General features: G+C 65.6%; 10 protein-coding genes and 1 CRISPR repeat array. Of the genes, 3 read left to right on the top strand and 7 right to left on the bottom strand.

Going from position 1 to position 14,762, the window contains the following annotated elements; genetic code table 11:
- Positions 1–60: 60 nt before the first annotated feature.
- Positions 61–1,020 carry an ankyrin repeat domain-containing protein gene (locus KW83_RS19420; protein WP_051928650.1) on the top strand — a complete coding sequence of 320 codons (960 nt, stop codon included), beginning with the start codon at positions 61–63 and terminating at the stop codon, positions 1,018–1,020.
- A gap of 6 nt (positions 1,021–1,026) precedes the next feature.
- Complete coding sequence (locus KW83_RS18150; RefSeq protein WP_036181894.1) at positions 1,027–1,962, top strand: hypothetical protein; 936 nt, start codon at positions 1,027–1,029, stop codon at positions 1,960–1,962.
- 291 nt (positions 1,963–2,253) lie between these two features.
- Positions 2,254–3,346: a CRISPR direct-repeat array (repeat unit 32 nt; unit sequence GTTTCGATCCACGCCCCCGCGCGGGGGGCGAC).
- A 164-nt stretch (positions 3,347–3,510) separates the two neighbouring features.
- Here KW83_RS18150 and cas2 read toward each other — a convergent pair.
- From cas2 to KW83_RS18115, 7 genes are all read right to left on the bottom strand, one after another.
- Complete coding sequence (gene cas2, locus KW83_RS18145; RefSeq protein WP_036181892.1) at positions 3,511–3,801, bottom strand: CRISPR-associated endonuclease Cas2; 291 nt, start codon at positions 3,799–3,801, stop codon at positions 3,511–3,513.
- A gap of 1 nt (position 3,802) precedes the next feature.
- A complete protein-coding gene (gene cas1c, locus KW83_RS18140) occupies positions 3,803–4,831 on the bottom strand; it encodes a type I-C CRISPR-associated endonuclease Cas1c (RefSeq protein WP_036181890.1) in 1,029 nt (342 codons plus the stop codon).
- Positions 4,828–5,448 carry a CRISPR-associated protein Cas4 gene (gene cas4, locus KW83_RS18135; protein WP_235191466.1) on the bottom strand — a complete coding sequence of 207 codons (621 nt, stop codon included), beginning with the start codon at positions 5,446–5,448 and terminating at the stop codon, positions 4,828–4,830. Before cas4 ends, cas1c begins: the two co-directional genes overlap by 4 nt.
- Complete coding sequence (gene cas7c / locus KW83_RS18130; protein ID WP_081904701.1) at positions 5,445–6,398, bottom strand: type I-C CRISPR-associated protein Cas7/Csd2; 954 nt, start codon at positions 6,396–6,398, stop codon at positions 5,445–5,447. The genes cas4 and cas7c overlap by 4 nt, the downstream gene beginning before the upstream one ends.
- Positions 6,395–8,173 (bottom strand): type I-C CRISPR-associated protein Cas8c/Csd1, encoded by a 1,779-nt coding sequence (gene cas8c, locus KW83_RS18125; protein ID WP_036181888.1) that lies wholly within the window; start codon positions 8,171–8,173, stop codon positions 6,395–6,397. The genes cas7c and cas8c overlap by 4 nt, the downstream gene beginning before the upstream one ends.
- Positions 8,170–8,826 (bottom strand): type I-C CRISPR-associated protein Cas5c, encoded by a 657-nt coding sequence (gene cas5c / locus KW83_RS18120; protein ID WP_036181886.1) that lies wholly within the window; start codon positions 8,824–8,826, stop codon positions 8,170–8,172. Before cas5c ends, cas8c begins: the two co-directional genes overlap by 4 nt.
- A 98-nt stretch (positions 8,827–8,924) precedes the next feature.
- Positions 8,925–11,093, bottom strand: coding sequence for a CRISPR-associated endonuclease Cas3'' (locus KW83_RS18115; RefSeq protein WP_036181884.1), 2,169 nt, complete (start codon positions 11,091–11,093; stop codon positions 8,925–8,927).
- Positions 11,094–11,572: 479 nt separating this feature from the next.
- Between KW83_RS18115 and KW83_RS18110 the strand changes: the two genes are divergently transcribed.
- A partial coding sequence (locus tag KW83_RS18110) for a hypothetical protein (RefSeq protein WP_051928649.1) occupies positions 11,573–14,762 on the top strand: 3,190 nt, incomplete at its 3' end.

The raw sequence follows: 14,762 nt of genomic DNA, 5'->3' as shown, positions 1-14,762 counted from the left end.
ACAAGGTGTTTGATGCGAAAGCCGTTCGCGACGGATCTTGGATTAGGAAAGTGTCCGAAGATGTTTGCTTTGAAATCTGGCGGCGCGAAGCTGAGCGTCGGCGTTCTCTTTTTTGCCGCTAGCACGATGGCATACGAGGCTGCGGCCTGCACCGTGAACGCTGAGTTCTTCGGCCAGAACGAAGCGGACACCCTGATCGCTTGCCTCGAGGGGCGGGACGGCTGGACCTTTCTAGCGGGACGTGATGGCGACTTGTCGACGGTCCTGCATCTCGCCATCTCCAGTGGCGCCGGCCTGCCGGTACTCGATGCCATACGGCGCGTCGCGGGTGACGAATGGGGCGATCTGCGGGAGCGGGTGACCAATGATGGCCGCACTGCACTTCATCTGGCTGCAATGTCGGACGATCCGGATCAAGTACGCTGGCTCCTCTATTGGGGCGCCGAGCCAAACCCGGAATACGGGGTGGAGAGTCGCTGGAATCCGACGGCATGGGATCTGGGTTATACGCCATTGCATCTTGCCGCGGCCCGTCTTGGCGGCGCCGATGTCGTCTCCGCCCTTCTTGCTGGCGGGGCCAATCCGGAAATGCGTCGCCCGCCGAATGACACTGGCTGGTCCGCTGCCTTGATCGCCAGCCGTCATGCCGAGGATCTGCGGACCTTGACCGCACTAGCAGCCGGTGGGGCCGATCTCTCCAGGAAGGGAGAGCGGAACAACGGTGCATTACACGTCGCGACAGCTTGGGATCGGTCCCCGGAGGTCATCCGGTTCCTACTGGAGTCAGGCCTTGATGCAGACGAGACGAACGCCGAAAGCCAGACCCCGTTGCATCTCGCGGCCCGGTTCGCCTCAACGCGCGAAACGATCGAGCTTCTTCTGGACGATGCCGATGAACCCTGCGTGGAGGATGCAGAAGGACGCACGGCGTCGGACCTTCTGAAATCCGGTAACGAAGTGCTCGGGCAAGATCCGGTTCTGCGTCGTCGGTTTCATGAAATCTGCATCGAGGGGGGCTGACGCGGCATGCCGGGACTGTTTCGGTTCCTCGCCCGATTTCTCGGGCGGCTCTCGTTCTGGGCCCTTCTCGCGGCACTGTTTCTTGCCAGTAACGTCGTGTTGCTGACCGCGGACGCGGTTTACGATGTCGCGAAGCGGGGCCTATGGAGCGCCGTCGACATGGTCGCCGATGTCGGCCCCCCCCGTACGCACCGCGACAGTCGCGACGCTTTAGAAACGCGCCTCGCGCAGGTCGAAAGGCTCGAGAAGAAGACGGGGCAGCTCGAAACGAAGACCAGGCGGATCGAAACTGAAGCCGAGCGCCTTGACGGTATCCTGCAGAAGTCGCGAGCCGAAGTCGCGGAGCTCGAGGCCGACAACGCGGCATTGAAACAGCGCGCCGGTCGACTTGCACGCGCCAAGGCGGACCTTGACGGCGAATTGAGACGGGCTCGACAGGAACTTGCGAATCTCGGTGAAGACATCGCAGAGTTGACGGCCGCCCGGGCGCTTCTGAAGGGCCGTCTTTCCGATCTTGAGGGCAGAGCGGAACAGGTGGACGAAATTGGCACCCGGCTCGCACGACGGACGACGCGGATGATCTCGGCGAACATGTCCGCCGTCGCGATCGAGGCGTTGCCCTTCGTCGGTCTGGCCGCGATTGCCGGGATGACCTTTGTCGAAGTACGCGATGCCTGTCTGACGCTTGCCGATACGCGCGAGCTGTCCACACTCTTCTCCGGTGAGACCATCAACGACGTGCCGGCCTGCGGATACTCTCCCATGGAGTTCCTGTCAGTCGTCCGCGGGCATCCGGATGCCGGGGCCTGTGAGAACCTCGCCGAGGAGATGCCCGAAGAACTCAGGCTCGACTGCGTTAATATCCTGCGCCCGGGCGAGACTGCGCCCTTGCCCGACGCGAACGCATCAACTGCGTCCGATGTCAGACGCCCGGGGGACTGAGCCGTTGATAATTTATGGGCTTGCTCCGGCTAAAAAGCTGCGCGCTCCTCAGCGGTGAGGTTCAACCGGTTGCCCGCGATGCCATGAGCGTTCATTTCGCTTATATGGACAGAATGCGCGAAAACTGTTCAGCAGGAAAGCGGAACCGCGCCCCTGTCCCCATCGGGGTCTAATATTTCAAGAGCACTGGCCGGCGGCGACGGGCGGCGCTGTGAACAGAATTGGCAATAGTGTTAATTTTTCTCATAGGCGGCAACGACGGTAGCGCTCTACCACCGGCCGATAGAATGCGCTTCGATCCACGCCCCCGCGCGGGGGGCGACGCGGGGCTGGGACGTGACCGCCGCACAGATAGCCGAGGTTTCGATCCACGCCCCCGCGCGGGGGGCGACCCCGAGCAACCGTTTCTCTCCGAGATCGGCGACGACGTTTCGATCCACGCCCCCGCGCGGGGGGCGACGATGCGGTAGCCGGCCACGGTGCCTCCGGGCAGGATGTTTCGATCCACGCCCCCGCGCGGGGGGCGACAGCTTTCGCGGCAGCAACGAAAGGACCGACAGATGTTTCGATCCACGCCCCCGCGCGGGGGGCGACACGTGGGTACGGTCACCGCTCAGGTTCCCGACGCGTTTCGATCCACGCCCCCGCGCGGGGGGCGACCACGCCATCGATATGGGCAAGCTGCCCACGGGTGGTTTCGATCCACGCCCCCGCGCGGGGGGCGACACGAGGCCCGCGACGGCCTGACCGAGCGCAAGAAGTTTCGATCCACGCCCCCGCGCGGGGGGCGACAGGGCGCTGCTGAAAAGTCCTCGGGCTTTGAGACGTTTCGATCCACGCCCCCGCGCGGGGGGCGACCCGGAGCGCCCTGATCTATAAGCTTGGCATGAGAGTTTCGATCCACGCCCCCGCGCGGGGGGCGACGCGGCCGCCACGGGGTTCGATTGAGGCGTCTCAAGTTTCGATCCACGCCCCCGCGCGGGGGGCGACTTCTGGTCTCGGCAGGTCTGGCCCGTCGATCGAAGTTTCGATCCACGCCCCCGCGCGGGGGGCGACCAATCGGGCCGCGAACGGCGTGGGCGCCGCCGTGGTTTCGATCCACGCCCCCGCGCGGGGGGCGACGATTTACCGCCACACCGCCGTCGTCGGGAAATGGTTTCGATCCACGCCCCCGCGCGGGGGGCGACCTGATCGGGCCGCCAATGGCGTGGGTGCCGCCGTGGTTTCGATCCACGCCCCCGCGCGGGGGGCGACTCGAGCGCGAGGTCCGACAGGGGATTGTTCCGAGTTTCGATCCACGCCCCCGCGCGGGGGGCGACCTTCCGTGCCGGTGCGGTCCTGCGGTGGCACACGTTTCGATCCACGCCCCCGCGCGGGGGGCGACAGTCTCAGTCTATCTTTAGGAACGGAAAGGAGAAAAGAACGGCTTTCTGCGAAGCTCCGGGTTCTCCATCCCCGGCGGGCGAATCCCTCCGGCCGTCGACCCATTGGCCAGCAATTCAAAGGGTGCGAACCGCCGGGGGGAACAGCGGTCGCTTCGGGTTCGCATCAGACAATGAGCAGATCGTCGGGATCCTCGGACGGCTTTGCACCAACATGTTCGACCCGACGGCGCCATTCGCGGCCGAGGAAGTAGAAGCGCAGGCTGTCAGACTCAATATCGATAGCCTCGAGGAGGCGCGCGCGCATCCGCGTCCAGCGCGCCGGATCGACCTCGCATTCGAAAACGGAGAACTGGACCCGCTGACCGTGATCCTCGCAGATGCGCGCCACCCGGCGCAACCGCTTAGCGCCGCCAGGGGTAGCGACCGACACATCGTAGGTGATCAGAACCAGCACTTTACCATATCCATGCGGGATAACCGTCAATGTCGCCCCGCAGGCCGCGCGCGAGAAGCTGGGCCTGGATCTGTGCCACCAGACCCAGCGCCACGCGCTCATCCAGCCAAGCATGGCGCAACTCCACGCGCTTTCGGTCGTGGTAGGCCTGCAGGACCGTGCGCCGTCCACCCTCTGCCAGCAACATGGCCCCGGTCTCCTGCTTCTCGAAATCCCGTGCACAGAGCTGCCGCCGGTTGATCAGCGACAGAGCCACGCGGTCGGCCAGAGCGGCCCGGAGCTCCTCCATCAGATCGAGCGCCAGAGACATACGGCCTGGCCGATCGCGGTGCAGAAACCCCATCTGCGGGTCGAGCCCGTGCGCTTCGCAGGCCGCACGGGTGTCGAGCGCCACCAGCGCGTAGAGAAACGACAGGACGGCGTTGACGGCATCGCGGGGCGGGCGCCGGTTGCGACCGTCGAAGGTGAAGGCCCGGTCATCGACGCGGATCAGATGCCCGAAGGCCGACCAGTAGGCGTGCCCCGCCTCACCCTCCTGACCGCGCAATACGTCGAGATCGGGCGCGTCCAGCGCCAGCCGGGCCGCATCGGCCAGACGCCTCTGGGCGAGATCGACCGCTTCGACGCCGGGACTGCCGGGATAGTCCCGCAAGTGGCGGCGCAGAACGGTGCGCTGGTTGGCGATCTTGGCCGCGACAATGGCGCGGGCCACGGGCAGCGCGGCCGCTGGATCGGCCGTGGCGCGATGCTGCGTGCGCCGCAGAAGGACGTTGCCCGATTGCGGACCCTCGATCCGCGCCAAAAGCTTGCCGGACCAGCCCAGCCACGCCATCGAGATACCCGATGCGGCGGCGAAGTGCATCACGTCGGGCGAGGCCGAGGTCTCGCCGAAGAGCACGATCTGTCCCAGAAGATGCGCGGGGCTGCGCTTGGCAACCCTGCCGTCGATCTCCACGGCGATGGTCTCGCCGTCCTTGCGCAGCCGCGCGCCGCTGGTGGTGACATAGAGCGTGTTGAGCAGCCGCTTCATTCCGGCACCCCCGCGCGCGCCAGCCGCCGGGCCATCCAGTCCCGCGCCCCGCCGCGCGGCGCCCGGGGGCGGCAGAGATCGTTCAGCGAACAGCTCTCGCACCGGCCCGGATCGTAGACCGGGGCCGGCAGCTCGCCCGCGGCGGCCGCCGCCCGCGCCTCGGCCGCGACGCGCGCGGTCAGGGCGCGCAGATCGGCATCGAAGGCCACGGCCTGCCGGCGCCGCCGCGCGCCGTAGAACAGCGCGCCCGCCGGAACGTCCTGCCCGGTCATCTCCTCCAGACAGATCGCCTGCGCGCAGAGCTGCACCTCGTCCGCGCGATGCGCCTTGGGCCGGCCGCGCTTGTATTCGACCGGAAAGGGTTGCGATCCGCGCATCTCGACGACATCGGCAACGCCGTGAACGCCCAGCCGCACGGATGCGATCTGGACCGAGCGCAGCACGCGCATGCCATCGCGGCTCTCGGGCACGCCCGCATCGGCGCGCTCGTGCAGAACCCGGCCCTCCGCGGTCAGGCGATTTTCCTCCCACAGCCGCTCGACATGGATTAGGGCGCATTGCCGGGGGCAGAACAGCCAGTGCTGCAGCGCCGAGAGCGGCAGGCTGCCCTCGCTCACCAGGGCTCGACCAGTGTTACCCCCTGCGGCAGGTCGGTATCGTGCACGTCGATCCGGTAATCCCCGAACGCGCGCGCCGGCGGCCAGTTGTGGCTGCGCGCGTCGGCCACCGGCACCACGTCGCCACCATGAACACGGGCGACGGTCACCCGGTCGAACAGCCGGTGCGCCTGCGCGTTGCCGAGGTCGCTGTCGTGGCGGAACACGATGAGCTTGCGCGCCGCCATCAACCCGCGTGCCGCCGAGCGGTCGAGGTCCAGCATGTCGCGCAGTCCGGTCCATAGCAGCGACAGATCGTCCTCGGAGAACCCCGTCCGCTGCGCCAGCTTAGCGTTGATAAAGCCGTGCACGCGGTAAAGGCCGTAGGGCACCACCGCCTTGCGGCCCATCGTCCGTTCCTTGTCGCGGTCTTTCTCGTTGGTGACGGAGGATCGGGTGATCGACACTTCCATCGGCATGATCGCCTCTTCCGACCGCGCGAAGGACAGCTGCACCGGCCCACGCACCTGGCCCGCATTCACGCCGGTTGACATGACCGCGCCGAAAGTGCGGATGTCCCAGAAGTTGGCGCACATCCAGTCGGTCAGCTTGCGCGCTTCGGCATCGGCCTTGGGCAGCCTGGAATAATCCCCGGGCTTCTGCGGCTCGACCCCCGTCGCCGCCCAAGCCTCTCCATGCGCCTCGTTCAGCACGGCGCGCTCGGTGAAGTAGATGCGGTGCGGCGCGGCGTTCCCATGCGCCTCGGCCACGTAGTTGCGCAGCTTCCGCTTGATCGAGACGTCGGACATCAGGCCCTGGTTCGTCTCGGGGTCCATCCGCGGCATGTTGCCGGCATCGGGGTCGCCGTTGGGGTTGCCGTTCTCGACGTCGAGGAACAGCACGAAATCGTAGCGGTTGGTCAGGCCGGCCGTCTTCGCGTCGCCCGGCTCCATTGTCGCCTGCTCCATCATGCGTCCTCTCCCTCATCTTCGGTGTCGATCAGCGCGTCGGCGGCGTCCTCCGCTTTAGCGTAGAAGGCCGAAATCTGGTGGTAGAAGCCGATGAAGAAGCGTCCCTGCGCCTCCAGCGGCAAGGTGGCGGGCATCTCATCCTCCAGCCCGTCCATGATGGCGGCCACGGCGCGGTCGGCCTTGACCCCTGCGCCGGCCTTCATGCCGCCGGCCTTACGCAGGCTCGACAGATTGTGCTCGTAGCCGCGCATCAGCACGGGAAACACCCGCGCCGGCGTGGCCGAGGCGGACCCCATGTATTTCTGCCGCAGCCCCGCGCCCCGTTCCTGATAGCTCTTCTCGGCGTAGACGTATGCCCCGAAGAGCCGCCCCAGCAGATACGCGGTATCCCGCGCCCCCTCATCCAACGCCATCGGCACCTCCTGTTCGTAGTTCCGCCGCAACACGGCAGCGATCACGGCCGCTCTCCGGCCATCGACCTTTCCGGCCTTTGCATCCGGTTCGCCCTCCACCCGGATGCGGCCCATGACGGCGGCGAGCCATGTCACGGGATAGCGCCCGCCCGTCAGGATCGCGCGCATCAGGTCGCCGCCGAGGCCGGCGGGGATGTGCTCAATCTCTCGCCGCACCGCTACGTCACGAAGTAGCTTGAGAGGCTTCGGTGAGAGATCGACGCCGCTCTTAACGAAGGGCGATGGCGCGATGGCCATGTCCGCCCAGAACCGCGTCACGGCGCGAGCGAAACGGCCCAGCCTGCCGGGGTGCCAATAGCGCACCGCCAGCCGCGCCGCGTTCGGCGCCAATCCCAGCACGAAGAGCCGCGCATCGGGGTCGAGGTAGCCGCCTTGCGGTGCACGCCCCTCGGCGACTGCCTGCAGACGGTCTCGCAGCTCGCGCTCGACCGCTGCGTCGTCGGTGCCTGCGAACATGGCATCGATGGTCCATTCGACCTCAGGCTGATCGGCCCAGAACGCCACCGTGTCCCCGCCGATCCGCAGGTGGTTTCCCGATCCCTTCGCCAGAAGTGCGTTCAGCGCCGTGCCATAAGCGAAGGCGGCGGTCTCCGAGACGGGCGCGTTGTCGCCTTTTTCCTTGCTGTGGGAGGTTTCTGCAGAATTGTTGAAAGAGACGAGCCGCGCACCGGACGACTGAGCTCCCATTACCCCCTTGATCGCGGGGTGAGACTCCCTGACCTGGCCCGGCCTTCCGGTTACGAGACACATCACGCTGCCTTCGCCAGTAGTGGCAAGCAGCGCTTGCGCTGACGGCAACTCATGCAGGAACCTTCCGTCGCCAAGCCGGAACACCATGTTCGCGTCGACCAGCGCCGCCGCGTCGGGATGGTCGGCAAACCGCTCCGGCGCCCACGTCTCGCAGAAGCGGCGCAACGCAATTAGCGCCGGGTCGTCAACCTCCTCCAGCAACTTCAGATGCGCGGCCTTGAATGCGTCGTGCTCTTGCGCCGTCCGCTTACCCTGCCCCGGGCCCTCCGGCGTCTCGGTAACGCAAAGCGAATAAGCCGTCTTATCCCAGAAGATCCCCGGCTTGATGCCGGATGTTCGACTCAAGGTCGGCACCGACATCGCCCGCGGCTGCATCTTTCCCTTTATGTCTGGTGCCATCGGCGCCATCAGCGACCGGATTTCTCGAACCGAGCCATCCTCTGCCAGCACGACCACACCGCCGATCTTTTCGGTCGAGAAACCCGGCCTCGGCCATCCCTTCTCCTCCGCCCGCGCCTCGTAAAGCGCCGCCAGTTCCTGCAGGATCGTCACGTCATTCGCCCTTCGGCCAAGCACCGGGCCACGTCGATCACGCCGCCTTCCATCCGTGCGCGATAGAAGACCGACGCGCGATCCTTTGCGTAGTCGATATCGTGGAGCATCCAGCCCAGGTCGCGGTTCTCCGCGATGGCCTCGGGAAAGTCCTCGACCAAGTCGAAATCCGCCGGAAATTCCCGCACGCCCAGGCAGGGTTGGTGGAAGCATTGGCCCTTCGCCGCGCGGCGCCGGAACATATCCGCATGTTTGCCCGGATTGTCCCCTTGCCCTGCCTTCGGCGTCATCTCGAAATGCGCCTCGATTCCATAGGCCACATCCGCGAGGCACAGCATCGCCCGCTGCTGGCGATCCTCGTCCACGGCCAGCGCCAGCCCGCCCAGATCGCCCGCCTTCTTCGCCGAGCGCGCCTTGCCCGCCGGGATCTTCGAGGCCACCTCGTTGCGGCGGATCGTCTCGAACCGGATCGGGCGCAGGACATGGATGCGATCGACGACCCAAGCGATCGCGGGCTTCCAATGGATCGCTTCCAGGATACCGCGCGCCGCCGACGGCGTGATGACGTCGTAGGAGACGCGCTCCACCTTCATCTCGGGTCGCGTGAAACAGGCGTTCCGGCCCCGGACGAGCAGCTTGATACCGGACGTCATACGGGGGCGGTGGTCGGGCGGAGGGTTGTCATGGGCAAAACCTTGCCGATGCCACCCTGCCCGTCAACAATCTAAAGGTTAACGGGACCCGACCCGCTTCACGCGATCCCGCCTGGATCCCCCTCACCGCTCAACCCCGCATGCGGGTCGTAGAAACCCTGCCGTTCATCGCTGGTCTGCAACACCGCGAACTGTTCGTCGAACCGGTCTGGTGCCCACCACCCGACGTGGCCGCCATTCCACAGCGCCCTCCACAGCTTCCACGGCACGTTCACCGAATGGGGCTGGACCAGCTTCGCCACCGCGCCCGCCGATCCTAAGCGCAGCCGCGCCAATTCGTCCGACGGCACGCCCCAGTCGCCATCCCGTATGATCACCGTCCGCTCGCCGCCGGGAATGATGCGGAAAGCCGCCTCGATCTGCTCATAGGGGCAGGCCGGGCCGTTCCGCCGGATCACCTCCAAGAGGCCCCCGATGCCGCCGATCTCCACCGCGTCCAGAGCGTCGGGTCCGTACTCGTCCCACAATCGACGAAAGTAAGACGCCACCGCATCCTCTCCGATTGGATCGTTGTGCCCCTCGGCCAGAACCGCCCGGCCGATCGCGGCGAATTGCTCCACCGCCGGAGGCGCGGGGTGCTCCGATTGGAACACCTCCACCTGACCTCGCTCCAGCCGCCCCTCGCGGTTGCACCTACCCGCGGCCTGGGCGACAGAGTCGATCCCCGTCGCCGCGCGCAGGACCAACGGGAAATCCACGTCCACCCCCGCCTCGATCAGCGAGGTCGATACCAGCCGCACCGGTGCTTCGTCCTTCAGTCGCGCCCGGACCTGCGCCAGCACCGCCCGCCGGTGGGCCGGCACCATCAGCGTCGACAGATGCGCCGCGCCCGGAGCCTCGGCGATGGCGTCGAACAGCGCCCGGGCCTGCATCCGGTTGTCGACGATGCACAGGATCTGCTCCGCCCCGCGCAGCCGATCGGCCAGCGCCCCGTCATCCATCGGGCCGGCATCCCGCACTGCGACCCGCTTCAGCTCCGCGAAGAGCCGCGCTGGCTCCGGCGCGACCTCACGCGCGTCTTCCAGCGCCTCGCGGGCCGGAAACCCGCCGCTCTTCGTCAACGCCGGCTGCGTCGCGGTCGACAGCACGACGCTGGCGCCATAACCGTTCATCAACTCCCGCAAGGCCGCCAGACAGGGACGCAGGAGCGGCAGCGGCATCGTCTGCGCCTCGTCCAGCACGATGACCGACCGCGCTAGGTTCGGCAGCTTACGGCACCGCTTCTTGCGCGCGGCATGGAGGCTCTCGAAGAACTGCACAGCCGTCGTCACCACCACCGGCACGTCCCACGAGGCGCCCATGACCCGGCGCTGCTCCCTTTCGGCCTCGTCCTCGCCGTCCCAGTCCGCATTGGAATGGTGCTCCAGAACCGCGTCCGATCCCAAGACTTGCCGGAAGACATCCGCCGTCTGCTCGATGATCGAGGTATAGGGGATCACATAGACCAGCCGCCGCAGACCATGCGCCAGCGCGTGGTCCAGCCCGAACCCCAGCGAGGTCAACGTCTTTCCACCTCCGGTCGGCACCGTCAGCGTGAACAGCCCGGGCGCTTCGACCGCTACACCGCGCGCATGCACAAGAACCCGGCGGCGCAGGTCGTTCACGGTCCCCGTTCCGCCCATCCCGTCGATATGGACGTCGAAGGCGGCGCGCATGGCGGACGTCAATACGGTCGGACGCTCGGGCGCGGATCGTCCCTCGGCTTCGGCATAGAAGGCCGCCGTCTCGCGATCATCGGCATCGCAGAGCGCCCCATAGAGCATCCGCACGAGGAATTGCAGCCGATAGGGTGCAAGGTCCGGCTCCCGGCCCAGCCGCGCCGGCGGGTCGAGCGTCGAGATGCGGCACCAGTCAGGCAGAGGAACATCCTCGGCAGCTTCGACACGCGCCTTCAGCCTTTCGGGATCGGGCAATCGTCCGTGATGACCCGCGATGATGCCCGCAAGCGTGCCGGAGAACCCCTTGGCATTGGCCAACACGCGAGCGCCTTCGCCCGAGTGGCCGGCATCGTTCCGCTCTCCGTTCAGCTTGCGCTGGAACGCAGGTTTTGCCTTCCCGAGATCGTGAAGCAGCCCGAGCAGCCAGGCATATTCCCCGCCGCCGAACACATCTGCCCGGGCCTGTGCGGCCGATGCGACACGGAGTGAATGGGCTTCGAGCGTCTCCCAGTCGGACTGGGGGCGACATTCGTGAGAATGTGCATACATCTTCCGGCCTTAGTGCTACAGGACAGACAATCTAGCCGATCACGACGCTGTGGCGTTTAACAGAATGACCCAGTCCGTTAAATCGCGCCACTGACCTGAGCGGACATTCATGTCGGACGCAGCGCAGGTCCGGACCGAGCCCAGTGCGGAAGTGGTGGGAGTTCGCTGCAACTGCTCGCAAGAGAGATAGCGCTGCACGGCAGCAGAAACTCTCGCTGCAGCGCAGTCAGGAGACCGGCCGTTCGTGCCAAGCGCAGCGATCACCTAGGGAGCGACGACTGGTTGGCGGACTAACCCGACTTTCGCTATGCCGTGCATAAATGTCCGTTTCAGCCGGATGTAGACGCTGAAGGTCGGTTGTCAGACGACGGGTGCCCGATTACGGCATGTGTGACATTGAGCCGAACACGTTGTTTTCGGTGGTCGATTTCGCCACACGCTTGTCGTAGGCTCACGTGGTTTCACGAGAGGTATACTTGATGGGAACTTTCGGCTCCGGTGTGAGAATCTTCGCGGCCGACACCCTGCCCGTCCTGGCCGAATTGGACACGCGGGATGCGACGCTCTGGATCCTTCCGGCTTTTCTGCAGGCAGCTGGCACTGAGGCCACGGCCAACCTCGCTGGATTGCCTTGGGAATTCGTTCTTGACGACACCGCCGATCCGGGCCTGCTATCTAATATTGAAGCCCTCCCAAGGGATTTGGACTCGCCGCTCGTCCGTCGGCGTGGGTTGATCTACGTGGTTGAAGGGGCGCCTTCCAGTGTCCAGTTGCCGCCCCGTAGTTTGCCCGTATTTCTTCTTCGCGGACGCGGCATCGGCGCGGATCAAGGCTTCGCTGCCAAAGCGCGGCGCATGGAGTCGCTGGCGGAGCTACCCCGGCGAGAGGTGAGTAACCTTGTCGTCCTCGGAGGCCCTGACCTGGAGCTTCCGACGGAGCTCGGGGAGTTGTGGGCGGACGGTTTCCGAAGTCGCCTAACGATCGTCAGTGACGACCCCGACGCCTCGGAGAAGCTCGAGGCGTGGCAAGCTGATGCCCGAGCTCCCGCGGTCGATTTGATCCCAGCTAAGGCCGAGAGCTTCGCACGAGCTCTTGCAGAACGGTTCCTCTCGCAAGACGAGGGGCGCCTCGTCGTCCGTATCAGGGATGTAAAGGGCGACAAGCATGAAGTCGACCTCACGGAGCAAGACGATCCAGAGGCCCCGCTTCTAGCGAACTACGAGCTATTGACGGCGGCGGACCTCGCACCCTTGGCACCTGACGCACTGTCAGAGGAGGATGTAAACGGCTTTTTCAAGGATCCTACCGCGTCTTGGCGTCCGTATGCGGCCGGGATGCCGTGGCAACGCAACCCGCATGCGCGATCGACGGTTCTGCGCGCGCTCGGTGCACTCGACCGAAAGGGCACGGAAGCGAACGAGCTATTCTACGTCAGGGCCGAATCCGGCGCCGGAGCCACCACCTTCGTCCGAGACCTAGCCTTCCAAGCCGCGCTCGAAGGGTATCCCACGCTCGTCGCATCACGTGCGCCGTTCGCCCCAAACGGGCGGCATATGGAACGGTTCATAACGAGATGCCTCAAGGCCATTGATGAGGCCGAATTGGGGGACGACTCCAAGCTCTACGAGGTGCCATGGCTCATCGTGTTCGACCGGTCCCACTGGGACGGTTACGAACGCGACATCAGCACGTTTGCTTCTCAGATCGCCGCGGCCGGACGGCGAGTCTGCATCCTTCTGGTCACGGACGCGCTCCTCCCACTTGCCGTTCACTCCGAGCGGCGGCTCATCGAGCTTTGCACCCTGTCACATGAGATCGAACAGAGTGACGCGCTTGCTCTAGGGAGGCATCTCAACAGGTTTCTCCGACCGAAGGGCTCGGCTCGGTCGGATCACGAGTGGCAGAGCTTCCTGGAGACGTCGCTCGTAGCGCCAGGTCTGGGGCGGTCCGTGTTCTGGATCGCCCTGGCCTTCTGGCTGCGGCGTCAGGTCGACATGAACGAGACCCTGCAGGGATGGCTCTACGCCCGCTTCACAGAAGGTGTCGCAGACGAAACCTGCCGGCGAGCGATCGTCGATATCGCGGCGATGAGCAGCGTTCGGAGGCTACTTCCGGAGACGCTCTTGCCCCCGTCGTCAGACTTTCCCACACGCGACAAGCTCGGCGACTTGCAATCGGTCATTGGAGCCCTTGGCGTTACCCGGCAGCGGGACGGCACAATTAGCCATTGGGCGATGATCCACGCTGAGATGGGACGATACCTACTGATCGAGCTGTTCCACGACGCGACTACGGTCGAGGCGATGGGCCTGGGCGGCATGCAGGACCCAGACAGTCTTAGGCTCGAGGTGCTATCCCAGATCGCGGTCGACCCCCGGATCGCTCATCCTGACCTCAGGCCCTTGGCAGAAGCCTTTGCCACCAGCGTGTTCAAGATAGATCCGGGACAGGGCTATTCACAGTTCGCTCAAGAGTGGCGCGCTGCGCTCGCCGCCCTGGATGCAATGCCGGAGACCGTCCGTCTGACGAGCCGGACCTTCCTCCATCACAGCGCTATTTCACGTCGGAGGATCGCGAAGGACGAGGGTCTCTTCCCCGTGGATATAGAGGAGCGCGCCACGCTCCTGACGAGGGCGGCGGTAGACATCGAACGGGCACTTTCCATTGAGGCTGAGCCTGGCGGCGAGACCGACCTCAATCTCTTCAACTCCCTTGCTCACGCCTATCACGACCTTGCCGAAGTCGAGACGGCTCGCGGCGCGGCTCCGGACGTCGTCGCCGAACTCCGTATCAAAGCTCATCGCGCGACGGGGAGGGCTTATGCCCTCGATCCGGACAACTCCTTCGTTATCGAACTCTATGCCAGGGACCGGCTCGAGGGGGCGGAGAATGATCCCGACGGCGCGGCGAGCGTCGCGCTCGAAGTGCTGGGTATCGTCTATGGCACCATGGCTCGCGAGACCGCCAGCGCTAGGCGCAACGCGCTTTCCGCGCTCGCTGATCGGGCGTTCGACCTCATGATCCGCACTACGCGGACCTTGCCCGATACTGAGCCCCGGGACCCTGGAGAAGCGATCGTCCAAGCAATTTCTGCCCTAACGCGGAACATGCCTCACCGAATGGGGATGACGTTGGAGGATTTCCCCCGGCCCAACAGGATCGAGGCTGCTGAACGGCTGGGAAATGGGTTACTGCGCACCAATCCCCAAGCCGTTCGTCTGCGTTACGTCCTCACGCGACTGGACCGTCCCAAGGACCTCGCCATTCAGCTCGAGTTGCTGCAGATGCTCGACGGTACGAACACGGTATTGACACCGCAGCTTCGTCTCGAGCTCGCCATCCTTGAGCATCAGAACKGCCGACATCATGAAGCCGCCCGACGTTTCTCCGGCCTCAGACGGCTCTGGCGGCAGGGGGCCCATTTCGTCGAGGTGCCTAGTCATCTCCATTGGCTAGTGGACCCGGCGACGGGACAACCGCGAGAGGTACGGGCCCGGGTCGCATCGGGCAGCGATGGCGTAAGGGGCTTCGCGAACGTCGCGGAGCTTGCTAACGAGCGGATACCCTATCGTCCGGGCGAGATCGAGGATAGGGCGCTTAAGCCAGGCGCAATGATGACCGGACGCGTCTCCTTCGGCCACAACGGCCCGCTGCTTCGCCCCCTTACGG

The sequence above is a fragment of the Palleronia rufa genome (assembly GCF_000743715.1).
GTDB lineage: Bacteria > Pseudomonadota > Alphaproteobacteria > Rhodobacterales > Rhodobacteraceae > Palleronia > Palleronia rufa.
The sequence above is the reverse complement of the archived record's forward strand: the minus strand, read 5'-3'. Positions and strand labels throughout refer to the sequence as shown.

Bases quoted from the DNA above. Each gene is read 5' to 3' on its own strand.
- KW83_RS19420 (WP_051928650.1), top strand. From the start codon at position 61: ATGTTTGCTTTGAAATCTGGCGGCGCGAAGCTGAGCGTCGGCGTTCTC.
- KW83_RS18150 (WP_036181894.1), top strand. From the start codon at position 1,027: ATGCCGGGACTGTTTCGGTTCCTCGCCCGATTTCTCGGGCGGCTCTCG.
- cas1c (WP_036181890.1), bottom strand. From the start codon at position 4,831: ATGAAGCGGCTGCTCAACACGCTCTATGTCACCACCAGCGGCGCGCGG.
- cas7c (WP_081904701.1), bottom strand. From the start codon at position 6,398: ATGATGGAGCAGGCGACAATGGAGCCGGGCGACGCGAAGACGGCCGGC.
- cas5c (WP_036181886.1), bottom strand. From the start codon at position 8,826: ATGACGTCCGGTATCAAGCTGCTCGTCCGGGGCCGGAACGCCTGTTTC.
- KW83_RS18115 (WP_036181884.1), bottom strand. From the start codon at position 11,093: ATGTATGCACATTCTCACGAATGTCGCCCCCAGTCCGACTGGGAGACG.